Annotated in this window: 28 protein-coding genes; 13 read left to right on the forward strand and 15 right to left on the reverse strand. The window is 64.3% G+C overall.

Annotated features, from left to right (window positions below; all coding sequences use genetic code 11):
- Nucleotides 1–22: 22 nt before the first annotated feature.
- Nucleotides 23–991 carry a PstS family phosphate ABC transporter substrate-binding protein gene (locus tag PVA39_RS21830; RefSeq protein ID WP_093506738.1) on the reverse strand — a complete coding sequence of 323 codons (969 nt, stop codon included), beginning with the start codon at nt 989–991 and terminating at the stop codon, nt 23–25.
- A 304-nt stretch (nt 992–1,295) separates the two neighbouring features.
- On the opposite strand from PVA39_RS21830, the gene PVA39_RS21835 reads away from it, so the two are divergent.
- Nucleotides 1,296–1,694 carry an acyl-CoA thioesterase gene (locus PVA39_RS21835; protein WP_027903190.1) on the forward strand — a complete coding sequence of 133 codons (399 nt, stop codon included), beginning with the start codon at nt 1,296–1,298 and terminating at the stop codon, nt 1,692–1,694.
- A gap of 24 nt (nt 1,695–1,718) precedes the next feature.
- Here PVA39_RS21835 and PVA39_RS21840 read toward each other — a convergent pair whose 3' ends face one another.
- The gene (locus PVA39_RS21840) at nt 1,719–2,312 is read right to left on the reverse strand and encodes a DUF4124 domain-containing protein (protein WP_274125834.1); all 594 of its coding nucleotides are present in this window, start codon (nt 2,310–2,312) and stop codon (nt 1,719–1,721) included.
- Between the two features lie 26 nt (nt 2,313–2,338).
- Nucleotides 2,339–2,980, reverse strand: a complete 642-nt coding sequence (pyrE, locus tag PVA39_RS21845) for an orotate phosphoribosyltransferase (protein ID WP_013789318.1) — start codon at nt 2,978–2,980, stop codon at nt 2,339–2,341.
- Between the two features lie 93 nt (nt 2,981–3,073).
- On the opposite strand from pyrE, the gene PVA39_RS21850 reads away from it, so the two are divergent.
- Nucleotides 3,074–3,853: an exodeoxyribonuclease III gene (locus tag PVA39_RS21850; protein WP_013789317.1), complete on the forward strand. Its 780-nt coding sequence runs from the start codon at nt 3,074–3,076 to the stop codon at nt 3,851–3,853.
- Nucleotides 3,854–3,997: 144 nt separating this feature from the next.
- Nucleotides 3,998–4,882: an EamA family transporter gene (locus PVA39_RS21855; protein WP_274125835.1), complete on the forward strand. Its 885-nt coding sequence runs from the start codon at nt 3,998–4,000 to the stop codon at nt 4,880–4,882.
- Here PVA39_RS21855 and PVA39_RS21860 read toward each other — a convergent pair whose 3' ends face one another.
- The 5 genes from PVA39_RS21860 to PVA39_RS21880 form a co-directional block, all read right to left on the reverse strand.
- The gene (locus PVA39_RS21860; RefSeq protein ID WP_274125836.1) at nt 4,883–5,227 is read right to left on the reverse strand and encodes a hypothetical protein; all 345 of its coding nucleotides are present in this window, start codon (nt 5,225–5,227) and stop codon (nt 4,883–4,885) included.
- Nucleotides 5,228–5,231: 4 nt separating this feature from the next.
- The gene (gene trmB, locus PVA39_RS21865) at nt 5,232–5,903 is read right to left on the reverse strand and encodes a tRNA (guanosine(46)-N7)-methyltransferase TrmB (protein ID WP_274125946.1); all 672 of its coding nucleotides are present in this window, start codon (nt 5,901–5,903) and stop codon (nt 5,232–5,234) included.
- Between the two features lie 118 nt (nt 5,904–6,021).
- Nucleotides 6,022–6,816 carry a thiazole synthase gene (locus PVA39_RS21870; RefSeq protein ID WP_013789313.1) on the reverse strand — a complete coding sequence of 265 codons (795 nt, stop codon included), beginning with the start codon at nt 6,814–6,816 and terminating at the stop codon, nt 6,022–6,024.
- Between the two features lie 42 nt (nt 6,817–6,858).
- Nucleotides 6,859–7,059, reverse strand: a complete 201-nt coding sequence (gene thiS / locus PVA39_RS21875) for a sulfur carrier protein ThiS (RefSeq protein ID WP_093506726.1) — start codon at nt 7,057–7,059, stop codon at nt 6,859–6,861.
- Nucleotides 7,060–7,141: 82 nt separating this feature from the next.
- On the reverse strand, nt 7,142–7,513 hold the full coding sequence (locus PVA39_RS21880) for a DUF423 domain-containing protein (RefSeq protein WP_093506725.1): 372 nt from the start codon (nt 7,511–7,513) through the stop codon (nt 7,142–7,144).
- A gap of 151 nt (nt 7,514–7,664) precedes the next feature.
- On the opposite strand from PVA39_RS21880, the gene mtgA reads away from it, so the two are divergent.
- Nucleotides 7,665–8,387: a monofunctional biosynthetic peptidoglycan transglycosylase gene (gene mtgA / locus PVA39_RS21885; RefSeq protein WP_274125839.1), complete on the forward strand. Its 723-nt coding sequence runs from the start codon at nt 7,665–7,667 to the stop codon at nt 8,385–8,387.
- A 210-nt stretch (nt 8,388–8,597) separates the two neighbouring features.
- Here the strand turns inward: mtgA and rpoH are convergent, their stop codons facing one another.
- The 4 genes from rpoH to ftsY all read right to left on the reverse strand — a co-directional run bounded on the left by rpoH (nt 8,598) and on the right by ftsY (nt 12,702).
- Nucleotides 8,598–9,452, reverse strand: a complete 855-nt coding sequence (gene rpoH / locus PVA39_RS21890) for an RNA polymerase sigma factor RpoH (protein ID WP_013789309.1) — start codon at nt 9,450–9,452, stop codon at nt 8,598–8,600.
- Nucleotides 9,453–9,584: 132 nt separating this feature from the next.
- Complete coding sequence (gene ftsX / locus PVA39_RS21895) at nt 9,585–10,601, reverse strand: permease-like cell division protein FtsX (protein WP_274125841.1); 1,017 nt, start codon at nt 10,599–10,601, stop codon at nt 9,585–9,587.
- Nucleotides 10,598–11,269 carry a cell division ATP-binding protein FtsE gene (ftsE, locus tag PVA39_RS21900; RefSeq protein ID WP_093506717.1) on the reverse strand — a complete coding sequence of 224 codons (672 nt, stop codon included), beginning with the start codon at nt 11,267–11,269 and terminating at the stop codon, nt 10,598–10,600. Before ftsE ends, ftsX begins: the two co-directional genes overlap by 4 nt.
- Nucleotides 11,269–12,702 (reverse strand): signal recognition particle-docking protein FtsY, encoded by a 1,434-nt coding sequence (gene ftsY / locus PVA39_RS21905; protein WP_274125843.1) that lies wholly within the window; start codon nt 12,700–12,702, stop codon nt 11,269–11,271. The genes ftsE and ftsY overlap by 1 nt, the downstream gene beginning before the upstream one ends.
- A gap of 258 nt (nt 12,703–12,960) precedes the next feature.
- On the opposite strand from ftsY, the gene PVA39_RS21910 reads away from it, so the two are divergent.
- From PVA39_RS21910 to ggt, 9 genes are all read left to right on the forward strand, one after another.
- Nucleotides 12,961–14,319 (forward strand): M16 family metallopeptidase, encoded by a 1,359-nt coding sequence (locus PVA39_RS21910; protein WP_443201000.1) that lies wholly within the window; start codon nt 12,961–12,963, stop codon nt 14,317–14,319.
- Nucleotides 14,312–15,820: a M16 family metallopeptidase gene (locus PVA39_RS21915; RefSeq protein WP_274125845.1), complete on the forward strand. Its 1,509-nt coding sequence runs from the start codon at nt 14,312–14,314 to the stop codon at nt 15,818–15,820. Before PVA39_RS21910 ends, PVA39_RS21915 begins: the two co-directional genes overlap by 8 nt.
- Nucleotides 15,820–16,425 carry a 16S rRNA (guanine(966)-N(2))-methyltransferase RsmD gene (gene rsmD / locus PVA39_RS21920; RefSeq protein WP_274125847.1) on the forward strand — a complete coding sequence of 202 codons (606 nt, stop codon included), beginning with the start codon at nt 15,820–15,822 and terminating at the stop codon, nt 16,423–16,425. Before PVA39_RS21915 ends, rsmD begins: the two co-directional genes overlap by 1 nt.
- 38 nt (nt 16,426–16,463) lie before the next feature.
- Complete coding sequence (locus PVA39_RS21925) at nt 16,464–17,450, forward strand: hydrolase (protein ID WP_274125948.1); 987 nt, start codon at nt 16,464–16,466, stop codon at nt 17,448–17,450.
- Nucleotides 17,451–17,647: 197 nt separating this feature from the next.
- Nucleotides 17,648–18,031 (forward strand): phosphopantetheine adenylyltransferase, encoded by a 384-nt coding sequence (locus PVA39_RS21930; protein WP_274125848.1) that lies wholly within the window; start codon nt 17,648–17,650, stop codon nt 18,029–18,031.
- A 113-nt stretch (nt 18,032–18,144) separates the two neighbouring features.
- On the forward strand, nt 18,145–19,566 hold the full coding sequence (locus tag PVA39_RS21935) for a coniferyl aldehyde dehydrogenase (RefSeq protein ID WP_274125850.1): 1,422 nt from the start codon (nt 18,145–18,147) through the stop codon (nt 19,564–19,566).
- Nucleotides 19,567–19,679: 113 nt separating this feature from the next.
- Complete coding sequence (coaD, locus tag PVA39_RS21940) at nt 19,680–20,162, forward strand: pantetheine-phosphate adenylyltransferase (protein ID WP_147177862.1); 483 nt, start codon at nt 19,680–19,682, stop codon at nt 20,160–20,162.
- Between the two features lie 125 nt (nt 20,163–20,287).
- Nucleotides 20,288–20,539, forward strand: a complete 252-nt coding sequence (locus PVA39_RS21945) for a YfhL family 4Fe-4S dicluster ferredoxin (protein WP_013789298.1) — start codon at nt 20,288–20,290, stop codon at nt 20,537–20,539.
- A gap of 2 nt (nt 20,540–20,541) precedes the next feature.
- Nucleotides 20,542–22,236, forward strand: coding sequence for a gamma-glutamyltransferase (gene ggt, locus PVA39_RS21950; protein WP_443201001.1), 1,695 nt, complete (start codon nt 20,542–20,544; stop codon nt 22,234–22,236).
- Between the two features lie 60 nt (nt 22,237–22,296).
- Here ggt and PVA39_RS21955 read toward each other — a convergent pair whose 3' ends face one another.
- The 3 genes from PVA39_RS21955 to PVA39_RS21965 all read right to left on the reverse strand — a co-directional run bounded on the left by PVA39_RS21955 (nt 22,297) and on the right by PVA39_RS21965 (nt 24,413).
- Nucleotides 22,297–22,638 carry a hypothetical protein gene (locus PVA39_RS21955; protein ID WP_013789296.1) on the reverse strand — a complete coding sequence of 114 codons (342 nt, stop codon included), beginning with the start codon at nt 22,636–22,638 and terminating at the stop codon, nt 22,297–22,299.
- A 117-nt stretch (nt 22,639–22,755) separates the two neighbouring features.
- A complete protein-coding gene (gene mutM / locus PVA39_RS21960) occupies nt 22,756–23,568 on the reverse strand; it encodes a bifunctional DNA-formamidopyrimidine glycosylase/DNA-(apurinic or apyrimidinic site) lyase (RefSeq protein ID WP_147177858.1) in 813 nt (270 codons plus the stop codon).
- Between the two features lie 32 nt (nt 23,569–23,600).
- Entirely contained in the window at nt 23,601–24,413 is an 813-nt protein-coding gene (locus PVA39_RS21965) for an HDOD domain-containing protein (protein ID WP_167363179.1), read from the reverse strand.
- Nucleotides 24,414–24,443 lie beyond the last annotated feature (30 nt).

Here is a 24,443-nt window from a genome sequence, read left to right on the forward strand (position 1 = left end):
AGCAAGGCTTACTGCGGCCTGTTTACAGACCCAGTTCCTTGCGGGTCTTCTCGATGACCTTGAGCGGCAGCGGGATGTAGCCGTCCTTGACCACCACATCCTGGCCCTGCTTGGACAGGATCATCTTCAGGAACTCGGCGTCCAGCGGGCTCAGCGGCTTGTTCGGCGCCTTGTTCACGTAGATGTAGAAGAAGCGAGCCAGCGGGTACTTGCCCGACAGTGCGTTGGTTTCGTTGGCTTCCTCGACTTCACCCTTCTTGTTGACCAGGGGAACGGCGCGCACGCTGGCGGTGCGGTAGCCGATGCCCGAGTAACCGATGGCGTTGACGGTGCTGGAGATCGACTGCACCACGGAAGCCGAACCCGGCTGCTCGTTCACGTTGGGCTTGAAGTCGCCTTTGCACAGGGCTTCTTCCTTGAAGTAGCCGTAAGTGCCGGATACCGAGTTACGACCGAACAGCTGCACCGGCTTGCTGGCCCACTCGCCGGTCAGGCCGATATCGCCCCAGGTCTTCAGATCCTTGGCTTCACCGCACAGACGGGTGCTGGAGAAGATCGCGTCGACCTGCTGCATGGTCAGCTGCTTGATCGGGTTGTCCTTGTGCACGAACACCGCCAGGGCGTCGATGGCCACCGGAACGGCGGTCGGCTTGTAGCCGTACTTCTGCTCGAAGGCCTGGATTTCGCTGTCCTTCATGGCGCGCGACATCGGGCCGAGGTTGGCGGTGCCTTCGGTCAACGCGGGTGGCGCGGTGGAGGAGCCGGCGGCCTGAATCTGGATGTTCACATTCGGGTAGGACTGCTTGTAGCTCTCAGCCCACAGGGTCATCAGGTTGGCCAGGGAGTCAGAACCGACGCTGGACAGGTTGCCCGATACACCCGAGGTCTTCTCGTAGGCCGGAATAGCCGGATCGACAGCGGCAACCGCGTTGGCGGTAGCGACGCCAGCAGCGACAAACGTCATGGCCGCCATCAAACGCTTCAGTTTCATGCCTTGCTCCTAGCAGAGTGGTAATCATCGAGAGGCTGGCTGCCGTGGTCGTAGCGCCCGGCTTACCGCTTTCTCACGATCAGGGTCGTGTTGGTTGGGACGGGGCTCAGTATCATCAGCCAATGTGACCACTCTATGTAATCAATGTGACAGTTGGATGACGACGCAAACAGGTACGCAGAGTTCGGCAAAGGACTGTGCGTCAATGCCTGCAACGCGCTAAGGTCGCGGTGTAGAGACCCAGCCGGTATACTTTGCGTCCCTGCCCCGCAGGGCCCACCACTGCGCCGCGAGCCGTGAACAGATGAAAGACTTCGAACAAGAAGACCCGATACCGCAAGGCGACCTGGCATTGCAGATCACTGCACTGCCGCGCGAAACCAATGGCTTCGGCGACATTTACGGTGGCTGGCTGGTTTCGCAGATGGACCTGGCGGGCACCGCCATGGCCAGCAAGGTAGCGGCCGGCCGTGTGGCGACCGTGGCGATCGATCGCATGGCCTTCCTGGTGCCGGTGCCGGTCGGCGCGCAATTGTCGTTCTACACCCAGGCGCTGGAAGTCGGCCGCAGCTCGATCCAGATGCTGGTGGAGGTATGGAGTGACGACCCGCTGTCCAGCGAGTGGCGCAAGGTCACCGAAGCGGTGTTCGTGTTCGTCGCTATCGACGCTAGCGGCCGCACTCGCGCAGTACCGCGCCGCTAAGCGAAGGCCGCGCCTTGCGCGCGGCTAGTTACCCTGGCCGAGCAGCTCGCTGACTCGCGTCCGATCCGCGGTGAAGGCGCTCTGCGCCTGGGCACGCGCCGCCTGATAGCGTTCGATATCCTTTTTAAGCCGCACCTGCTCGTCTCGCTGACTGCTGATCTGATCGAGCAACTGCTTGGGCACTTCACGCCCTGCCCGCTCCTGATCCGCCGCCTGCTTCTGCAGGTTGGCCTGCTGCTGACGCACCGATTGCAGATTACCCTTGGCCACGCCGATCAGGCCGTCGAGTTCGGCCAGCTTGCGCGCCTGGGCACGGTCGACATCCTCGAGGCTGCTGTACAGACGCAGCAACTGGGCATCGGATTTGGCCCGTTCGCGATCGGCGAGAATCTTCTGCATTTCTTCCGCGGTGGGCGCAGGCGGCACCACGCGGATCACCCGCCCCTGCTCGTTGAGCACCTCATAGCCCTTGGCGATGAACTCGCTGGGTACGCCCTGGCGGTCGATCACCGTAATGCCCTGGGCATTGGTATAGCGATACATCTCCGCCGCATTCGCCCATAACGGCAGCAGCAGGCCAAGCCAGAGGGTACTGCGCAGCAAGGACGAGGTGGACATGGGCACGTTCTCTTGGCGAGCCGGGGTCAGATACCGAATTCGGCGCGGTAGGCTTCAACGGCGGGCAGGTGTTGTTTCAGTTCAGCATCATCGGCCAGATATTCCAGCACCTGCTGCAGAGAAACGATGCTGACCACCGGAATGCCGAAGTCGCGCTCGACTTCCTGGATCGCCGACAGCTCGCCGCGGCCGCGCTCCTGGCGGTCCAAAGCGATCAGTACGCCGGCTGCCTGGGCGCCCTGAGCCTGGATGATCTGCATCACTTCGCGGATCGCAGTGCCGGCAGTGATCACGTCATCGATGATCAGCACCCGGCCATTAAGCGGCGCACCAACCAGGGTGCCGCCCTCGCCGTGGTCCTTGGCTTCCTTGCGGTTGAAGCACCAGGGCGTATCCACATCGTGGTGCTCGGCCAGTGCCACGCCTGTACTCGCCGCCAGCGGAATACCCTTGTAGGCCGGCCCGAACAGCACGTCGAAGGAAATGCCGCTGTCTACCACCGCTGCCGCGTAGAAACGCCCCAGCTTGGCCAGCGCCAGGCCACTGTCGAATAACCCGGCATTGAAGAAATACGGACTGACGCGACCGGACTTGAGGGTGAACTGACCGAAGCGCAGAACGCCTCGCTCGATGGCAAATCGAATGAAATCGCGCTGATACGTTTGCATGAATGACCTTGAGGCGGCACAGGATGTGGCTTTGAATTACTAAACGGCGTCTAGCTCAGGTATCATACACGCACGTGTTTTTGGGGGCCATTTATGCGGATCATCAGTGTGAACGTGAATGGTATTCATGCTGCAGTCGAGCGCGGTTTGCTCAGTTGGCTGCAAGCACAGAATGCCGACGTGATCTGCCTGCAAGATACCCGTGCCTCCGCCTTTGAAATGGACGACCAAGCCCTCCAGCTGGATGGCTATTTCCTCTATGCCTGCGATGCAGAAGTACCAAGCCAGGGTGGCGTGGCACTGTATTCGCGGTTGCAACCCAAGGCGGTGATCAGCGGGCTCGGTTTTGAAACGGCCGATCGCTACGGGCGCTACCTGCAGGCCGATTTCGATAAAGTGAGTATCGCTTCGCTGCTGCTGCCATCTGGCATGGGCGGCGATGAGAACTTGAATCAGAAATTCAAGTTCATGGACGATTTCTCCAAGTACCTGGACAAGCAACGCCGCAAGCGTCGCGACTACATCTATTGCGGTTCGCTGTACGTCGCTCATCAGAAGCTGGATGTAAAGAACTGGCGCGACTGCCAGCAATCGCCCGGTTTCATGGCGCCCGAGCGCGCCTGGATGGACGAAGTGACCGGCACCATGGGTTACGTCGATGCTGTACGCGAGGTCAATCGCGAGGCCGATCAGTTCAGCTGGTGGCCGGACAACGAGCAGGCGGAGATGCTCAACCTGGGCTATCGCTTCGACTACCAGCTGCTCACGCCGGGCATGCGCCGCAGCGTGCGCAGTGCCCGCCTGCCCCGCCAGCCGCGTTTCTCGCAGCACGCGCCGCTGATCGTCGACTACGACTGGACGCTGACCGTCTGACTGCATCGTCGATACCGAAACGCCCCGACCTGCTCGGGGCGTTTTCATTTCTGTATGGGGAAAAAGACCGCTAACTGTGGCGTTTCAGACTCGCCCATCCGCGCTAGCCTGCGCCTCCGCATACCACCACACGAGGCCGCGCCCATGACACCCAAGGACATTCTGCTGGCCGCCGTGGTGATCGTCGCCTGGGGTGTGAACTTCGTGGTCATCAAAGTCGGCCTGGACGGCGTGCCGCCGATGCTGCTCGGCGCCCTGCGTTTCATGCTCGCCGCCTTTCCCGCGATTCTCTTTATCCGCCGCCCGGACATGCCGCTGCGCTGGCTGCTGGCCTACGGCCTGACCATTTCCCTGGGGCAGTTCGCCTTTCTGTTCTCGGCCATGTACGCCGGCATGCCAGCCGGCCTGGCATCGCTGGTGCTGCAAGCCCAGGCGTTCTTCACCCTGGGCTTCGCCGCGCTATTCATCGGTGAGTCGGTAAAGCGCAGCAGCCTGATCGGCCTGGTGGTGGCAGCGGCGGGCCTGTTGCTGATCGGCAGCGAGAGCGGTCGCGCCTTCACCCTGGCCGGTTTCGTGCTGACGCTGTGTGCAGCGGCGATGTGGGGGCTGGGCAACGTGGTCACCAAGCGCATCGGCAAGGTCAATCTGGTCAGTCTGGTGGTGTGGGGCAGCCTGATCCCGCCGCTGCCGTTCCTGGCTCTGTCGCTGCTGCTCGAAGGCACGGCGCAGATCGAGACGGCGCTTCGCAGCATTTCCCTGAATTCGACACTGGCCATCGCCTACCTGGCCTTTGTCGCCACCCTGCTCGGCTACGGCCTGTGGAGCCGACTGTTGTCGCGCTATCCGGCCAGCCAGGTCGCGCCGTTCTCGCTGCTGGTCCCCGTGGTCGGCCTCAGCTCGGCCTGGCTGTTTCTCGGCGAGGCGCTGAGCGCCGTGCAGTGGATCGGCGCGGCCATCGTCATGCTCGGCCTGCTGATCAACGTGTTCGGCGCGCGCCTGCTGCAGCAACTGCGTGGTGTTACGGCCTGATCAACGCTGGCGCGAGATCCACCAACTGAACCCGCCAAGGCCGCCGATAAACAGCGCGACGACGCTGTGCCACAGCAGGGTGAGCCAGTAACCCAGTGGATCGCTGGCCAGCGAATAAAGGGTCGACGGACCGACACGCGACAGCGAAATGGCCACACCGCTGTAAAGCGCCTGCACGACCGTGAAGAGAATCGCCGCAGCACTGATGAACATGACCATTGCGGTCAATGGCAGCAGCAGGCGCGCGGCCCAGGCCGCGCGCCTGCTGGGCTGAGGCATCTGCCACTGCGGGCGATTGCGCGCATGGGCTGCGCGGCGGGCCTGGCGTTTCGACAGGCGAGTCATCTGTTCAGTCGATGCGCTCGAACTTCAGATCCCAGACGCCATGGCCGAGGCGCTCGCCACGGCGCTCGAACTTGGTCACCGGGCGCTCAGCCGGGCGCTCCACGCAGCGACCATCGGCGGCAAGGTTGCGATACCCCGGCGCCACGTTCATCACCTCAAGCATGTGCTCGGCGTAGGGCTCCCAGTCGGTGGCCATGTGCAGCACGCCGCCGACCTTGAGCTTCTGACGCACCAGTTCGGCGAATGCCGGCTGGACGATACGGCGCTTGTTATGACGCGCCTTGTGCCACGGATCGGGGAAGAACAGCAGCACGCGGTCTAGGCTGGCATCGGGCACACATTGACGCAGCACTTCCATCGCATCGCAGTTGTACACGCGCAGGTTGGTCAGGTTCTGGGTCATCACCCCGTTGAGCAATGCGCCCACGCCCGGCCGGTGTACTTCAACACCGATGAAATCCTGCTCGGGCGCCGCGGCGGCCATTTCCAGCGTGGAGTGGCCCATGCCGAAGCCGATCTCGAAGGTACGCGGCGTCTGGCGCCCGAATACCGCGTCGAAATCCTGCATGCCATCGCTCAACTCCAGGCCGAATTTCGGCAAGCCCAGGTCGAAGCCGCGTTGCTGCCCTTCGGTCATGCGGCCGGCACGCATCACGAAACTCTTGATGGCGCGCATGTGCCGTGGGTTTTCTTCGGCTGGGGTTTGCTCGATATCGCTCATGGGGTACTCGGGACACTAGGAGGAATGAGAAACGGGGACCCATGTCCCCGTCAGGCGCCTATGCAAAGGCGACTCAGCGGATTAGCCCCTCCAATGGGGAGGACGCGCTGGCATAAAGTTTCTTCGGCATACGCCCGGCCAGGTAGGCCAGGCGGCCGGCCTCGATGGCGTACTTCATGGCCTGGGCCATCAGCACCGGGTGTTGGGCATGGGCGATGGCGCTGTTCATCAGCACCGCCTCGCAACCCAGTTCCATGGCGATGGTGGCATCCGATGCAGTGCCCACACCGGCATCGACCAGCACCGGCACGGTGGCTTCTTCGAGGATGATGCGCAGGTTGTAGGGATTGCAGATGCCCAGCCCGGTGCCAATCAGGCCGGCTAGCGGCATCACCGCGATGCAGCCCATTTCGGCCAGCTGGCGGGCGATGATCGGGTCGTCGCTGGTATAGACCATCACGTCGAAGCCTTCCTTGACCAGCACTTCGGCGGCCTTGAGGGTTTCGATCACGTTGGGAAACAGGGTCTTCTGGTCGGCCAGCACTTCCAGCTTGACCAGCTTGTGGCCGTCGAGCAGCTCACGGGCCAGGCGACAGGTGCGCACGGCCTCGACGGCGTCGTAGCAGCCAGCGGTGTTCGGCAGGATGGTGTAGCGATCCGGCGAAATCACATCGAGCAGATTCGGCTCGCCCGGGTTCTGACCGATGTTGGTACGACGCACCGCCACGGTCACGATCTCCGCGCCCGAGGCCTCGATGGCGTCGCGGGTCTCGTCGAGATCCTTGTATTTACCGGTGCCGACCAGCAGGCGCGACTGATAGGTGCGGCCAGCCAGGGTAAAAGGCTTGTCGTTGACTGCGTGGCTCATGGTGATTCCTCTGCAGAAAGTTGGAAGGGCGCGGCGCCGAGTTCAACCGCCGCCGATTGCATGGACCACTTCGAGGCGGTCGCCGTCGGCCAGCGCTGTGCTGGCGTACTGGCTGCGCGGGACGATATCGAGGTTAAGTTCGACCGCCACGCGGCGCCCGGTCAGTTCCAGACGCTCGATCAGGTCGGCGACGCTGGCGCCTTCGGGCAGCTCGAGGGTTTCACCGTTCAACTGGATATGCATGGCAACCCGTCATGACAGGAGAAAGGGCCGGCATTCTAGCCCGATCCCCGGCGATGACCAAGGCGCAGGCCCGCCATTAGTCTCAGGCCATACGCCAGGCAAGCAGCCCCAGGCAGGCCCAGCCGGCCAGAAAGGCCAGGCCGCCGAACGGCGTGATGATACCCAGCTTGGCGATACCGCTGAGGGTCAGCGCGTACAGGCTGCCCGAGAACAGCAGGATGCCGATGGCGAAGCAGGCACCGGCCAGGTTGACCAGACGCCCCGGCGCGACCAGCGCCAGAATGGCCACGCCCAGCAGGGCCAATGCGTGGATCAGCTGGTAATGGGTGCCGGTCTGAAACACGGCCAGGTACTCGGCGCTCAACCTGCTCTTCAAACCATGGGCCGCGAACGCGCCCAACGCGACCCCGGAAAAGCCGGCGAAAGCCGACAGCAACAACCACAAGCGAACCATAGCGCTCTCACCGATTGCCAATACAAAGACGCAGTTTACGCCGCCACACGCCTCGGCGCGCCTCCTGGATTGCCGCAGCGGGCCGCTGCATTGCCCGCAACGGCGCCAGGCACCTTATACTAAGCGGCCAAACAAGCCCGGCTCCCTGCCCATGCTCCGATCCCTTCGCCGCCTCCTGCTGAAGTCGCTGCTCTGGTTCATCGCCGGCTCCTTCCTGCTGGTGCTCGCCCTGCGCTGGGTGCCACCACCGGGCACGGCGCTGATGGTCGAGCGCAAGATCGAGTCCTGGGTCGACGGCAAGCCTATCGACCTGCAGCGCACCTGGCGCTCTTGGGACCAGTTGCCGGATGACCTGAAGATCGCGGTCATCGCAAGTGAAGACCAGAAATTCGCCTATCACTGGGGCTTCGATGTGGAGGCGATCAAGGCGGCGCTGTCGCACAACCAAGAGGGCGGCTCGGTGCGCGGCGCCAGCACGTTGAGCCAGCAGGTAGCTAAAAACCTGTTCCTGTGGTCCGGCCGCAGCTGGCTGCGCAAGGGCATCGAAGTGTGGTTTACCGGACTGATCGAACTGCTGTGGCCCAAGGAGCGCATCCTTGAGGTTTACCTCAACAGCGCGGAATGGGCAGACGGCGTGTTCGGCGCGGAAGCCGCCGCCCGGCACCACTTCAATATCGGTGCGTCCTACCTGTCGGCCCGCCAGGCGAGTCTGCTCGCCGCAGTGCTGCCCAATCCGCGACAGTTCGATGCCGGCCGCCCGAGCGGCTACGTTAATCAGCGCGCCAACTGGATTCGTCGCCAGATGCGTCAGCTGGGCGGCAGCCATTACCTGAGCCAGCTGCAAGCGCCACGGCCGGCTTGGTGGGCGAAGTAGCAGGCGCAAGGCTGGAAAAAACCTAGTCTTTTCCTGTGGGAGCGGGCCATGCCCGCGAACTCAACTTCCAGGGAAATCCATTTCGCGGGCATGAACTAAGCATCCCCGCCCGCTCCCACAATTCCAGAACAGGCAACATCCGCAGTCTCTATGCCGCCCAAACAAAAACGCCCCGAACAAGTCGGGGCGGCTTGGGTATTGCTGACCGGATCAGGCGGCGATGGAGCCCTTGAGCTTGTTCATCGCATTCTTCTCCAGCTGACGGATACGCTCCGCGGAGACGTTGTACTTAGCTGCCAGCTCATGCAGCGTGGCCTTCTCTTCGGCCAACCAGCGCTGCTGCAGGATATCGCGGCTACGCTCGTCGAGCGCCTCGAGGGCCTCGTGCAGGTTGGCGCTGGAGGTATCGCTCCAGTCCTCGTCTTCCATCTGCCGGGCCGGATCGTAGCGATGATCTTCCAGGTACTGAGCGGGCGACTGGAACGCGCTGTCGTCATCAGCATCGGCGGCCGGGTCGAAGGCCATGTCCTGACCGGTCAGGCGGCTTTCCATCTCGCGCACTTCACGGGCTTCGACACCGAGGCTTTCGGCCACGGCGTTGACTTCGTCATTGCTCAACCAGGCCAGGCGCTTCTTCTGACTGCGCAGGTTGAAGAACAGCTTGCGCTGGGCCTTGGTGGTCGCGACCTTGACGATCCGCCAGTTCTTGAGAATGAACTCGTGGATTTCCGCACGAATCCAGTGCACGGCGAACGAAACCAGGCGCACACCCATCTCCGGGTTGAAACGCTTGACCGCCTTCATCAGGCCGACGTTGCCTTCCTGGATCAGGTCGGCCTGGGCCAGGCCATAGCCGGAGTAACTGCGCGCGATATGCACGACGAAACGCAAGTGGGCCAATACCATCTGGCGGGCCGCGTCGAGGTCCTGCTTGTAGAAGAGATTACCGGCCAGTTCACGCTCCTGCTCGGGCGTCAGCAGCGGAATGCTGTTAACGGCATGCACGTAAGCTTCCAGGTTGGCGCCTGGAACCAGAGCATGAACAGGTTGCAAAGAAGTGGACATTCGAATCCTCCGATTCACGAAACGTACGCAGTGTAGCACTGCGCAATATGACCGGAAGCCACCATCCTGGTTCCCCGATCAATAGTCAATATCAACCAAATCAATAACTTGGCGAGGCGTCAAACTAGCGCCTCAACGGGGCGCCAACTCACGAAGATGCCGCGCCACCGCCAGCCATGCACCGATATAACCCAACAGCACGGCTCCCAGCAATAGGGACAGACCGTCGCCGGCGGGCACACCGGCCAGGGCGAAATCGCTGCCATACAATCCCGACAGGTGCACCACGGCATCGTTCAACCAGTTCAGCCCAAAGGCCAGCACCAGCCACGACAGCACACCCGCTCCAAAGCCATACAACGCGCCCATATATAGGAACGGGCGGCGCACGTAGCTATCGGTGCCACCGACCAGCTTGATCACTTCGATCTCGGTACGGCGGTTCTCGATATGCAAGCGAATGGTATTACCGATCACCAGCAGCAGCGCCATGACCAGTAGCACCGTCAGGCCGAAGACGAAGCGGTCGCCCAACTTGAGGATTGCGCTCAAACGCTCGACCCAGACCAAGTCCAGCTGTGCCTGCTCCACGTTGGGCAGCTCTGCTAAACGCAAACGCAACGCCTCAAGAGTAGCCTTGTCGACTTCCTTGGGCGTTACCAGCACAGCGCCGGGCAACGGATTGTTCGGCAACTCCTTGAGGGCTTCGCCCAGCCCGGACTGCTGCTGAAACTCTTCCAGGGCCTTTTCGCGACTGATCCATTCGGCTTCGGCCACGTCGTCCATGCCGGCGATTTCTTCGCGCAGGGCCTGGCCCTGGCTATCGCTGGCATCGATCTTGAGGAACACCGAGATCTGCGCAGCACGCTCCCAGGTGCCGCCAAGACGCTCGACGTTGCCGAGCAGCAGCGAAAGGCCCATGGGCAAGCTCAGCGCCACGGCCATTACCAGGCAGGTAAAGAAGCTGCCGATCGGGTGCTTTCCAAGGCGACGCAAGCTGTCGACCAGGCTGGCCCGGTGGCTTTCCACCCAGGCGCGCGCCAGGGTGCGGAAATCCGGTTCGTTGTCCGGGCCTTGCGGTTCGGCATTCTTGGGTGCCGCGCCTACGCGCTGGGACGGCTGCGGTGGCGGGATGCGGGATGCGCTCATTCGCCGGCCTCCCCATCGCCGATTAGGCGGCCGCGTTGCAGCGTGAGCATGCGGTGACGCATGCGCGCGATCAGTGCCAGGTCGTGACTGGCGATCAACACGCTGGTGCCGAGACGGTTGATGTCTTCGAATACGCCCATGATTTCTGCCGCCAGACGCGGATCGAGGTTACCGGTGGGTTCGTCAGCCAGCAGCAGCGCGGGCCGGTGGACGATGGCGCGGGCGATGCCGACACGCTGTTGCTGCCCGGTCGACAGGTCGCCGGGGTACAGCTCGGCCTTGTCGCTCAGCGAAACCCGCTCCAGCGCGGAGCCGACACGACGGCCGATATCGCTCTTGGACAGGCCGAGGATCTGCAGCGGCAGCGCCACGTTGTCGTACACGCTGCGGTCGAACAACAGCTGGTGGTTCTGGAACACCACGCCGATCTGCCGGCGCAGGAAGGGAATCTGCGCGTTGCTGATCTGCCCCAGGTCCTGCCCGGCCAGCAGCAGCTTGCCCGAGGTCGGGCGCTCCATGGCCAGCAGCAGGCGCAGCAGGGTGCTCTTGCCGGCGCCGGAGTGGCCGGTGACGAACAGAAACTCGCCGCGCCGCACGCGAAAACTCAACTCATGCAACCCGACATGTCCGTTGGGGTAACGCTTGCCGACCTGCTCGAATCGGATCATCACTGCTCCCGCTGCTGAAAAAGCGCCTGAACGAAAGGTTCGGCCTCGAAGGTGCGCAGATCGTCGATGCCTTCACCAACGCCGATGTAGCGAATGGGAAGGCCGAACTGCTTGGCCAGGGCGAAGATCACCCCACCCTTGGCCGTACCATCCAGCTTGGTCAGGGCCAGCCCGGTCAAGTTCACCGTCTGGTTGAATTGTTTGGCCTGGTTGATGGCGTTCTGGCCGGTACCGGCATCCAGCACCAGCAGTACTTCATGGGGCGCGCTGTCATCGAGTTTGCCGATCACCCGGCGAACCTTCTTGAGCTCCTCCATCAGGTTGTCCTTGGTATGCAGGCGGCCGGCAGTATCGGCGATCAGCACATCAATGCCGCGGGCCTTGGCGGCCTGCACGGCGTCGAAGATCACCGAGGCCGAATCGGCGCCGGTGTGCTGGGCGATCACCGGGATCTTGTTGCGCTCACCCCACACCTGCAGCTGCTCGACGGCAGCGGCCCGGAAGGTATCGCCAGCGGCGAGCATGACCTTCTTGCCCTCGCCCTGCAGCTTCTTGGCCAGCTTGCCGATGGTGGTGGTCTTGCCGGCGCCGTTCACGCCGACCACCAGAATCACGTAGGGCCGCTTGGCGCTGTCGATCTGCAGCGGCTGCTCGACCGGGCGCAGCATGGCGGCCAGTTCTTCCTGCAGCGCCTTGAACAGCGCATCACTGTCGGTCAGCTGCTTGCGCGCGACCTTCTGGGTCAGGCTGCCGATGATCGCCGTAGTGGCTTCGACGCCGACGTCGGCAGTGAGCAGACGGGTCTCGATCTCGTCGAGCAGGTCGTCGTCGATGGCCTTCTTGCCGAGGAACAGGCTGGCCATGCCTTCGCCGATACTGGCGCTGGTCTTGGACAGGCCCTGGCGTAGGCGGGCGAACCAGCCACCCTTGTTGTCAGACGGCTTGTTCTGCTCGACCACTGGCTCGGCGAGCGCTTCGACCGGGGTGGTCAGCACCACGGCTGGCGTGGCAGGCACGGTATGCTGCACGTCGCTGCCGGTGGCCAGCTCAGGCGAATGCTCAGGCTGCGCCGCCGGCTGTTCGGCAACCGGCTCAGGCAAGGCTTCAGGGCCATGGCGGGTGGCGTCGCCCACCACGGGCTCGGCGGTGACGGCCCCGCTGAGCGCAGATGTCTCGACCGGGTCACGGCTGCCCGGGTCGCTATCGACGGTAGCGCTCTGCAAAACCTGAGGGGCCTCAGCCGGCTGCGCTTGTGGCGACGGCTCTGGCTGGCTCTGCGCCGCTACCTCGGGCACCTCGGCCTGCTGCGCGGGCTCGGCAGCGGTAGGCTCGGCCGGTTTCTTGCGCAGCCAGCCGAACAGGCCACGTTTCTCGGCTTTCTCGGCGCCCTGCTCGGGGGCCGGAGTCTTGTTGTCGTCTTTTGAACCAAACATGGAGGACGGCTATCTCACTGGGGCGAACGCCATGGCGCCTGGGCACGAGGGGCTGAGGGCTTGCAGTTGGGCAGCTGATTAGTTGCAAACTGCCATTGCTAGACGTGGTCGCCGTTAAAACGGATGCGTATCCTAGCACCTCCGCAGCCACCACGGCTAAGCCACGCGACCGCCCTGACGGCCTGCCGCGGCGACGCTGCACCGCGCTCATACCCGACCGCAACCCCACGCCCGGCGTGGTTCAACGAGGAGAGAGGTTTGTCCACTTCACTTGCCCGCCATCTCGCCGGCCTGCTACTGGCCGTCTGCGCCCTGCCATTCGGTGCGCACGCCGCGGCACCGCAACCGACCCACGAATTCACCCTGGACAACGGCCTCAAGGTCATCGTCCGCGAAGATCACCGTGCCCCCGTGGTGGTCTCGCAGATCTGGTACAAGGTCGGCTCCAGCTACGAGACCGCTGGCCAGACCGGCCTGTCCCACGCCCTGGAACACATGATGTTCAAGGGCAGCCGCAAGCTCGGCCCCGGCGAAGCCTCGCGGGTGCTGCGCGACCTAGGCGCTGAAGAGAACGCGTTCACCAGCGACGACTACACCGCCTATTACCAGGTGCTGGCCGCCGACCGCCTGGGCGTGGCCTTCGAGCTGGAAGCCGACCGCCTGGCCAGCCTGCGCCTGCCGCCGGAAGAGTTCGCCCGGGAGATCGAGGTGATCAAGGAAGAGCGCCGCCTGCGCACCGACGACAAACCTTCGGGCCTGGCCTACGAGCGCTTCAAGGCCATGGCCTACCCGGCCAGCGGCTACAGCATCCCGACCATCGGCTGGATGGCCGACCTGGACCGCATGAGCGTGCAGGAGCTGCGTCACTGGTACGAAACCTGGTACGTGCCCAACAACGCCACTCTGGTGGTGGTCGGTGACGTTACCGTCGATGGCGTCAAAGCCCTGGCCCAGCGCTACTTCGGCGCGATCCCACAGCGCGACGTACCGGCTGCGAAGGTCCCCCTGGAGCTGGCCGAGCCCGGCGAGCGGCAGATCACCCTGCATCTGAAGACCCAACTGCCCACCCTGATGATGGGCTTCAACGTGCCGGGCCTGGCCACCGCCAAGAATCCGCGTGACGTGCATGCGCTGCGCCTGATCGCCGCCCTGCTCGACGGCGGCTACAGCGCGCGCCTGGCCAGCCGCCTGGAGCGCGGCGAGGAATTGGTGTCCGGCGCCAGCGCCTGGTACAACGGCTACACACGCGGCGACAGCCTGTTCACGATCTCCGCGACGCCCAACGTGCAGACCGGCAAGACTCTGGAGCAAACCGAGGCCGGCATCTGGCGCGAGCTTGAGGACCTGCAGCACAAAGCGCCGTCGGCCGAGGAACTGGCCCGCGTACGCGCCCAGCTGATCGCCGAACTGGTTTACGACCGCGACTCGATCAGCAGCCAGGCCACCGCCATCGGCCAGCTGGAGACCGTCGGCCTGTCCTGGAAGCTGATCGACCAGGAACTCGCCGAGCTGGAGGCCGTGACCCCGGCCGACATCCAGAACGCCGCCAAGACCTACTTCACCCGCGATCGCCTCAGCGTCGCCCACGTTCTGCCCGAGGAGAAGCGCGATGAGTAAGCGCAACGGCCCGCGCTACGCCCTGCTGGGGCTGTTCCTGATCGCCCTGCTGGCGGCCCTGGCCTTCACCGTCAAACGCGCACCGGACGCTGCCGAGCCCACTGCCCAGTCCGCACAAGCCGCACAAGCCGCACAAGCCGACGACAGCAAACTGCAGTCACTGGCCGAGCTGGACGGCAAGGAGCCCGAGCGCCGCAAACTGGATATCCAGAGCTGGAAGACCGCCGAAGGCGCCAAGGTGCTGTTCGTCGAAGCCCGCGAGTTGCCGATGTTCGACCTGCGCCTGACCTACGCCGGCGGCAGCAGCCAGGACGGCGACGTGCCCGGCCTGGCGCTGCTGACCAACGCCATGCTCAACGAAGGCGTGCCCGGCAAGGACGTCGGCGCCATCGCCGCCGGCTTCGAGAGCCTGGGCGCCGAGTTCGGCAATGGTGCCTACCGCGACATGGCGGTCACCAGCCTGCGCAGCCTCAGCACCGCCGAGCAGCGCGAGCCGGCCCTGAAGCTGTTCGAGCAGGTGATCGGCAAACCGACCTTCCCGGCCGACTCGCTGGCGCGCATCAAGAACCAGATTCTCGCCGGCTTCGAATTCCAGAAGCAGAACCCCGGTAAGCTGGCCAGCCTGGAGCTGTTCGAGCGCCTGTATGGCAAGCATCCGTACGGACACCCGAGCGAAGGCACAGCACAGTCGGTGCCCGACATCAGCCGCGCACAGCTGCAGGCCTTCCACGCCAAGGCCTATGCCGCCGGCAACGCGGTGATTGCCCTGGTCGGTGACCTGTCTCGCGAGGAAGCCGAAGCCATCGCAGCCGAGGTTTCCGCATCGCTGCCCAAAGGCCCGGCCCTGACCAAGACCGTCGAACCCGAGGCGCCCAAGCCCGGCCTGACCCATATCGACTTCCCTTCCAACCAGACTCACCTGTTGATCGCCCAGCTCGGCATCACCCGTGAAGACCCGGACTACGCCGCCCTTTACCTGGGCAACCAGGTGTTCGGCGGCGGCGGTTTCGGTACCCGGCTGATGACCGAAGTGCGCGAGAAGCGCGGCCTGACCTACGGCGTGTATTCCGGCTTCACCGCCATGCAGGCCCGCGGCCCGTTCATGATCAACCTGCAGACCCGCGCCGAGCTCAGCGACGGCACCCTGCAGCTGGTCAAGGATCTGCTGCGCGACTTCATCGCGGGCGGCCCGACCCAGGAAGAACTGGACGCCGCCAAACGCGAGATGGCCGGCAGCTTCCCGCTGTCCACCGCCAGCAACTCGGCCATCGTCGGCCAGCTCGGTGCCATCGGTTTCTACGACCTGCCGCTGACCTACCTGGAAGATTTCATGGCCCAGGTGCAGGCGCTCAGCGTCGAGCAGGTGAAAGCCGCCATGGCCAAGCATCTCGACCCCGAGGCACTGGTGATCGTCACGGCTGGGCCGAAGGTCGAGCAGAAAGAGCTGCCACCACCCACCGACAAGCCGGCTGAACAACCCGCTGCCGTACCGGAGCACTGATGGCCAGACGACCGATTTCCGGCAAAGCGCCCGTCACCCATGGTGGCGACGGGCAACTGCGCATCATTGCCGGGCAATGGCGCAGTCGCCAGTTCGCCTTCCCCATGGCACACGGCTTGCGGCCCACACCCAACCGCGTGCGCGAGACTCTGTTCAACTGGCTCGCGCCCTACGTGGAAGCTGCACGGGTCCTGGACCCCTTCGCCGGCAGCGGCGCGCTGTTTCTCGAAGCGCTGTCACGCGGTGCCGGCAGCGCCCTGGCGTTGGACCTCAACCCGGCGGCAGTGACCAGCCTGCGCGGCCACCTGGCCACCCTGCGCTGCGACAACGGCCAGGTGCTGCAGAGCGATGCCCTCGCCTACCTGCAGAGCCAGCCAGCCACACTATTCGATCTGGTGTTCCTCGACCCGCCGTTCAGCCAGGATCTGTTGTTACCTGCCTGCACACTGCTGGAAGAGCGCGGTTGGCTGGCCGACGACGCCTGGGTGTACACCGAGAGCGAGCAAGTGCCCTCCAGCCTCGGCATGCCCGGCAACTGGCGCCTGCACCGTGAGCAGAAGGCTGGCCAGGTGCATTACGCACTATGGGAGCGCCGTTCGGCGTAACTGCCGATGGCGGCCTGCAGATGGGTGAGCGCGCGCCGATGACGAGCAGCTTCCAGCCCGCCTGGTGGCTGCCCGGGCCGCACCTGCAAACCCTGTGGGGCTCGCTGTGCCGTCGCTCGCCAATGCTCGAACGCCAACGCGAACGCTTGTGGCTGGAGGACGGCGACTTTCTCGACCTCGACTGGCACGGCCCCCACGAAGCCCACGCGCCGTTGGTGCTGGTGCTGCACGGCCTGACCGGTTCCTCCAGTTCCCACTACGCGCTCGGTCTGCAACGCCAGCTGGCGGCCCAGGGCTGGGCCAGCGTGGCGCTGAACTGGCGCGGCTGCTCGGGCGAGCCCAACCTGCTGCCACGCGGCTATCACTCCGGCGCCAGCGAAGACCTGGCCGAAACCATCCGCCATCTGCAGGCCAAGCATCCCCTGGCGCCGCTGTATGCCGTGGGCTATTCGCTGGGCGGCAACGTGCTGCTCAAGTACCTGGGGGAAACTGGCGCCGACAGCGGCCTGCAAGGCGCAGCCGCGGTGTCGGTGCCGTTTCGCCTGGACCAGTGCGCCGACCGTATCGGCGTTGGCTTTTCGCGGGTCTACCAGGCGCACTTCATGCGCGCGATGGTTGCCTACGTAAAGGACAAGCAGCGCCTGTTCGCCCACCAGGGCCAGGCCGATCGGCTGTCGATCCTGGAAAAGCTCGGCCCGCTGGACGGCATGCGTACCTTCTGGGATTTCGACGGCCGCATCACCGCACCGCTGCACGGCTTCGAGAACGCCGACGACTATTACCGGCGCTCGTCGAGCCGCTACTACCTGGGGCGAGTCCAGACGCCGACGCTGATGATTCAGTCCAGCGACGACCCATTCGTCTATCCCCACAGCCTGCCCGAGCCCGAAGAATTGGCTGATTGCATCACCTTCGAGCTGCACGCCAAGGGCGGCCATGTCGGCTTCGTCGACGGCTCTCCGAGCCGGCCCGGCTATTACCTGGAAAGACGTATCCCGGCGTGGCTGGCAAGCCTGAAGACCTGAGCCCAACCCATCTGCGGCATGCCTGATCGGCGGTAATCACAAGCGGCTGCGTCGTAGCCTGTTTGACGCATTGCGATGCTTATCCTAGAACTCCAGCTGCGCCATTCTCGTGCTGCCCGCTGGAGCTTGAGGAAGACCCCGATGATTATCGAATCCCGCCGGGCCGAATCGCCTGGAGCCTTAGTGGAGCATTGGAGATGAGCAAGCTGATCGGTTTTCTGCTGCTGGTCGCTGGCATCATCCACCTGCTCCCGCTAGCCGGAGTACTCGGTGGTGAGCGACTGAACGCACTCTACGGTCTGAATTTCGACGAACCCAACCTGCATATCCTCATGCGTCATCGCGCCGTGCTCTTCGGCCTGATCGGCGCATTACTGGTGGCCGCGGCCTTCCTGCCCGGCCTGCGCGGCATTGCCCTGATCGGTGGCCTGGTCAGCGTGTTGTCCTTTCTCCTGTTGGCCTGGAGCGAGCCCGCTTACAACGAGGCTTTGCGGCGCGTGGTGATTGCCGACTGGATCGCCCTGGCGTGTCTGCTGGCCTCGCTCATCCTGCATCTACGTATAGGCACTGCCACGGCCTGAACGGATCTACCACTTCGGAACAACGGCTACCACTTGGAACGCCGCGCGCCCAATGGCTACAGGCCATCGAACGTGGTACACAGCAGCTCCAGTGAGTGGATAAGGACACCGGCATGGTCACCCTTTTCGGCCCGGTCGAGCAGGCTATTGCCGAGTTGCAGCAGTGTTTCCAGGCCCAACGCGAGGCCTTCATGGCCAATCCCATGCCCTCGGCCGACCAGCGCATCGCCTGGCTCGACAGCCTCAAGTCCGCCCTGCTCGCCGATCAGGACGCGCTGATCCGCTGCATCAGCGAGGACTTCGGCAATCGCAGCGCCGATGAAACCCTGCTCGCCGAGATGCTGCCCACCGTGCAGGGCATCCGCTATACGCGCAAACGCCTGCGCCGCTGGATGAAACCATCGCGGCGCCATGTGGGCCTGGCATTCATGCCCGCCTCGGCACGAGTGATTTATCAGCCGCTGGGCGTGGTCGGCATCATCGTGCCGTGGAACTACCCACTGTTCCTCGCCATCGCCCCGCTGGTCGGCGCACTGGCCGCCGGCAACCGGGTGATGCTCAAACTCAGCGAAGCCACGCCGCAGACCTCGCAACACCTCAAGGAACTGCTGGCCAGCATCTTCCCCGAGGACCTGGTGAGCGTAGCGCTGGGCGAGGCCGAGATCGGTATGGCCTTCGCCAAGCTGCCTTTCGATCACCTGCTGTTCACCGGGGCCACCAGCATCGGCCGCCATGTGATGCGTGCCGCGGCCGACAACCTGACACCGGTGACCCTGGAACTGGGCGGAAAATCCCCGGCCATCATCTCGGCGGACGTGCCGCTGGAACACGCCGCCGAGCGTATCGCCTTCGGCAAGACCCTGAACGCCGGACAGACCTGCGTAGCCCCGGACTACGTGCTGGTACCGCGCCAGCGGGTCAACGGCTTCGTAGATGCCTACCGCCGTGTGATGCAGCGATTTTATCCACAGATCGAGGGCAATCCGGACTACACCAGCATCATCAACACGCGCCAGCAGCAGCGCCTTCAAGGCTATCTGGACGACGCCCGCCACAAGGGTGCCGAGGTGATCGCTCTTACGGCTGAAGCAACGGAGCGGCGCATGCCGCAGACCCTGCTGCTGAACGTCGACGACAGCATGCTGGTGATGCAGGACGAAATCTTCGGACCGCTGCTGCCCGTGGTGCCTTATGACCGTCTCGACGATGCCCTGGCCTATATCGCTGCGCGCCCGCGTCCGCTGGCTATCTACTATTTTGGCTACGACCGTCGCGAGCAGCAGCACGTGCTGCACCACAGCCACTCCGGCGGGGTCTGTATCAACGACACCCTGCTGCACGTGGCGCAGGACGACATGCCCTTCGGCGGCATCGGTGCTTCGGGCATGGGCCATTATCACGGCCACGAGGGTTTTCTGACCTTCAGCAAGGCCAAGGGCGTGCTGATCAAGCAGCGCCTCAACCTCGCGCGGCTGATCTATCCGCCCTACGGCAAAGCCTTGCAGAAGCTGGTCTACAAGCTGTTCATCCGCTGAGCGGCAGCGCGATTAACGCCCACAACCGCCACCGCTCGCCGGGCCGCGACTTGGCCCGTGCCGGTTTGCTGCGCTACCATCCGACTCCCTAACGCGCCTGCCAGGACGTCACGATGAATCGAGTGTTATACCCAGGCACCTTCGACCCCATTACCAAGGGGCATGGCGATCTGGTCGAGCGCGCCGCGCGCCTGTTCGACAGCGTGGTCATCGCGGTCGCTGCCAGCCCGAAGAAGAACCCGCTGTTCTCCCTTGAGCAGCGTGTAGAGCTGGCCCGGGAAGTCACCAAGCACCTGCCCAACGTCGAAGTGATCGGCTTTTCCACGCTGCTCGCCTCGTTCGCCAAGGAACAGGGCGCCAACGTGCTGCTGCGCGGCCTGCGCGCGGTGTCGGATTTCGAGTACGAATTCCAGCTGGCCAACATGAACCGCCAACTGGCGCCGGACCTGGAAAGCCTGTTCCTCACCCCGTCGGAAAAGTATTCCTTCATATCTTCCACCCTGGTGCGCGAGATCGCCAACCTGGGCGGCGATATCAGCAAGTTCGTGCACCCGGCCGTCGCCGATGCGCTGACCGAACGCTTCAAGAACCGCTGATCCAACACTGGCATGCCTGCGCGCCATATGGCGCACAGGCGTGCGCTAGCGGTGACAATCCGGCACAATCGCGGCTATCCGTTTGAATATGTCGGGGCCGCTGGCCCGGCAGGAGCTTGCCTTTCATGTCCCTGATCATTACCGACGATTGCATCAACTGCGACGTCTGCGAACCTGAGTGCCCGAACGCGGCGATTTCCCAGGGCGAGGAGATCTACGTGATCGATCCCAACCTGTGCACCGAATGCGTCGGCCACTACGACGAGCCGCAGTGCCAGCAGGTCTGCCCGGTGGACTGCATTCCCCTCGACGAGAACAACGTCGAGAGCAAGGAGCAGTTGATGGCCAAGTACAAAGCCCTTACCGGCAAGGCCTGAGGGTGCGCCGCTCCCTTCGCGGCTTCCACTCCCTGCGCGCTCTCTCCGGCGCGCTGCTTCTGCTGCTCAGCCTCGGCCTGCAGGCCGCCGAGCGCCCCGGCAGCAGCGCCATCGCCACCGCCCACCCCGCCGCCACGGTCGCTGGCAAGGAAACCCTGGCCCTCGGCGGTAATGCTTTCGACGCCGCCGTCGCCATCAGCGCTGCGCTCGCCGTGGTCGAGCCCTACGGCTCGGGCCTGGGCGGCGGTGGTTTCTTCCTGCTGCGCAGCGCCGACGCCCGCTACGACTTTCTCGATGCCCGCGAACGCGCACCTGGCGCTGCCCACGCCGATCTCTATCGCCGCGATGGCCAGGTGCAGGCGGCGCTGTCCCGCGATGGTGCGCTGGCCGCCGCCATTCCTGGCCTACCCGCCGCGCTGGTCGAGTTGGCCGAGCATCACGGCAAACTGCCCTTGCGCGACAGCCTGGCGCCGGCCATTCGCCTGGCGCGCGAAGGTTTCCCGGTCGACCGCGTGTACCGCGACCGCGCCACCATGCGCCTAGCCGCGATGCGTGACGATGCGGAGACCGCGCGGCTGTTCCTGAGCGGTGGCGAGGTGCCCGCTGAAGGCGCGCTGCTGCGCCAGCCGGAGTTGGCCGACACCCTGTTGAAGCTGGCCAATCACGGCCGCGACGGCTTCTACTCCGGCCCCGTGGCCGAGCGTCTGGTCGCCGGGGTGCGCGCTGCGGGCGGTATCTGGACGCTGCAGGATCTGGCCGACTATCGCACCGTGAATCGCCAGCCGATTCGCGTACCGCTGGCCGAAGGCCGCGAGTTGATCAGCGCGCCGCCACCCTCGGCCGGCGGTGTGGCACTGGCGCAAAGCCTGCTGATGCTGCAGCACCTGCCCTGGCAGGCGGCCGAGCCGGTGCAGCGCACCCACCTGGTGGTGGAAACCCTGCGCCGCGCCTACCGCGACCGCGGCCAACTGGGCGACCCGGACTTCGTCGAAAATCCCGCAGCCGCCCTGCTCAACCCGGACTACCTGAAAAGCCTGAGCGCCAGCATCGATCTGCAGCACGCTACGCCGAGCAGCGAGCTGCCGCCAGCCAAGCCCTGGAAGGAAGGCGACCACACCACTCACTTCACCGTGCTGGACGCCGATGGCAACGCGTTGAGTGCCACCCTGTCGATCAATCTGCCGTTCGGTGCGGCCTTCACGGTGCCGGGCACGGGCGTGGTACTCAATGACGAGATGGACGATTTTGCCGCCGACCTTGCCGGTGCCAACGCCTATGGCCTCGCCGGCAGCCAGGCCAATGCCATCGCCGCCGGCAAGCGCCCGCTGTCGAGCATGAGCCCGACCTTCATCGACAGCCCGAGCGACTTCACCAGTTTCGGCACACCGGGCGGCAGCCGCATTCCCAGCATGGTGCTGCTGTCGATCCTGCAGTACTTGGACGGTCAGCCCATCGCCAGTTGGCCAGCCGTGCCGCGCTACCACCATCAGTACCTGCCGGACGTCATCGAGCACGAGCCACAGGCCTTCAGCGCTGCCCAGGCAGCCGAGCTGCAGGCACGTGGCTATCAACTCAAGAATGTCGAGCGCGAGTACGGCAACGGGCAGGTGCTGCGCTGGAACAAGGCCAGCGGCCAGGTCGAAGCCGCCAGCGATCCGCGCGGTATCGGCAGCAGCGCGGTGCAGACAATGCGCTGAAAGATGTCAGGCAATAAAAAGCCCCTCGGTTAGGGGCTTTTTATTGCAAGAAATCCGCGATCACTGGCGCTGGTTGTAACCGTCACCGGTGCAACCCAGGCAGCGTACGAAAGCCGCCTTACCCGGCTCGACCACCAGCGCACGGCCAGTAGCACCGATGCCACCGCCCATGGCCGAGAACGGCAAGGCGACGACGAAAGCGGCCGCGCCGATGGCAGTGGCGCCGATCAGCAGCGGGCGAGCGATCAGCAGGTCGCCGATCATGGCGAAACCATCCGGGGCATTGACGGTGTAGAGCGGGTCACCGCTGGCGTTCTGCTGCACTTCTTGCGCATGGGCGGTGTGCGCCAGCGAGGCAGCAGTCAGCGCCAGAACAGCAGCGCAAGAGCGAAACAGTTTCATGGGGCGATCCTTCAGAGGTATACGGGACGATGCCGCTAACTATAACAGCGCGCCGGCAATTGTCGCGTGATGGCCGTCAATCGCTGAACAAGTGGTCACGTTATCGGACGAAGCGACTCAGCGCTGGCACTTCGGGCAATAAACGCTGGCCCGCTGGCCCAGCTTCACCTCGCGCAGGGTATTGCCGCACACCTTGCAGAATTCACCGCCGCGACCGTAGGCGTACAACTCCTGCTGGAAGTAACCGGGCTGGCCGTCGCCGCCGATGAAATCGCGCAGGGTGGTGCCACCGCGCTCGATGGCGTGGGCCAGCACGCGCTTGATCTCCTGAGCCAGGCGCACGTAGCGCGCCCGCGACACCGTACCAGCCGCGCGGCGCGGGTCGATGCCAGCGGCGAACAGCGCCTCGGTGGCGTAGATGTTGCCCACGCCGACCACCACCGCGTTGTCCATGATGAACGGTTTGACCGCCACCGCCTTGCCGCGCGACAGCTGATACAAACGCTCGCCATCGAACAGCTCGGTCAGCGGTTCAGGCCCCAGGCGCACCAGCAGCTCGTGCTCCAGCGGCAGCTCGCTCCACAGCAGCGCGCCGAAGCGGCGCGGGTCGGTGTAGCGCAGCGCCAGGCCGGATTCCAGCTCGATATCCACATGTTCGTGCTTGGCCGCCGGAAGCCCGGCCTCGACCAGGCGCAGGTTACCCGACATGCCCAGGTGGCTGATCAGCGTGCCGACCTCGGCCTTGATCAACAGATACTTGGCACGTCGATCCACGGCTTCGATGCGCTGACCGGACAGGCGCACGTCGAGGTCTTCGGGGATCGGCCAGCGCAGGCGCCGCTCCCGAACAATGACCCGGCTGACGCGCTGGCCGATCAGATGGGGGGCGATACCACGGCGCGTGGTTTCGACTTCTGGCAATTCAGGCATGACGGACTCGAAACGGATTCAGGGACGGCGCCTTAGGCAGCGCCCAGGTCGCGGATGCTCTCACGCAGGTTCTCGAAGTCATAGCCAGAGAGCCCCACGTAATCGAGGATCAGCGCCTCGATGCTCTGCCACTCATGATCCTCATCCTGGTTACCCAGCACCTGATAGCTGCGGCAGATGTGCTCGGCCATCTTGAGGATCGCCAGCAGGTTCTTGAGCTGGGCGTCGTTGTCGTTGTCTTCGGCGAAGATGGCCAGCACGTTGTGGTGATTGGCGATGGCCTGGCACAGGTGCAGCGGCAGGTTCCACGACTTGGCAGTGTAGTAGCCGACCACCGCGTGGTTGGTATTGAGCAGGCGGTTCTCGGTGTCGACCACGCGCCGCTCGGCACTGGCGCTGGCGTAGGACTCCTCGAGCACGCTCATGTAATCCGGAAAGCGCTTGAGCATCAGCGGAATACCGCAGTTGTGAAACAGGCCGAGGGTGTAGGCCTCGTCCACGGACTCGTAACCGATACGTTTGGCCAGGGTCAGGCTGGTCATGGCCACGTCCTGGGCGGTATCCCAGAAGCGGTTGAGGGTGACGATGGTCTCATCGGTCATCTCGCCACGGATCGACAGGGCGTTGACCATGTTGATGACCGAGCGGCTACCCAGCAGATTGACCGCATGCTGAATGGAACCGATGCGGTTGGCCAAGCCGAAATACGGCGAGTTGACGATTTTCAGCAAGGCGCCGGACAGCCCCGGATCCTGGCTGATCAGCCGCGCAATGGCCTTCAGGTCCGGGTTGGGCATGTACTGCTCGAACTGTAGATCGACCATGATCTGCGGTTGTGGCGGCACGCTGATGCCTTGCAGAAACGCTTGTATCTG

The organism is Pseudomonas sp. CNPSo 3701 (assembly GCF_028674975.1).
Lineage (GTDB): Bacteria > Pseudomonadota > Gammaproteobacteria > Pseudomonadales > Pseudomonadaceae > Aquipseudomonas > Aquipseudomonas straminea.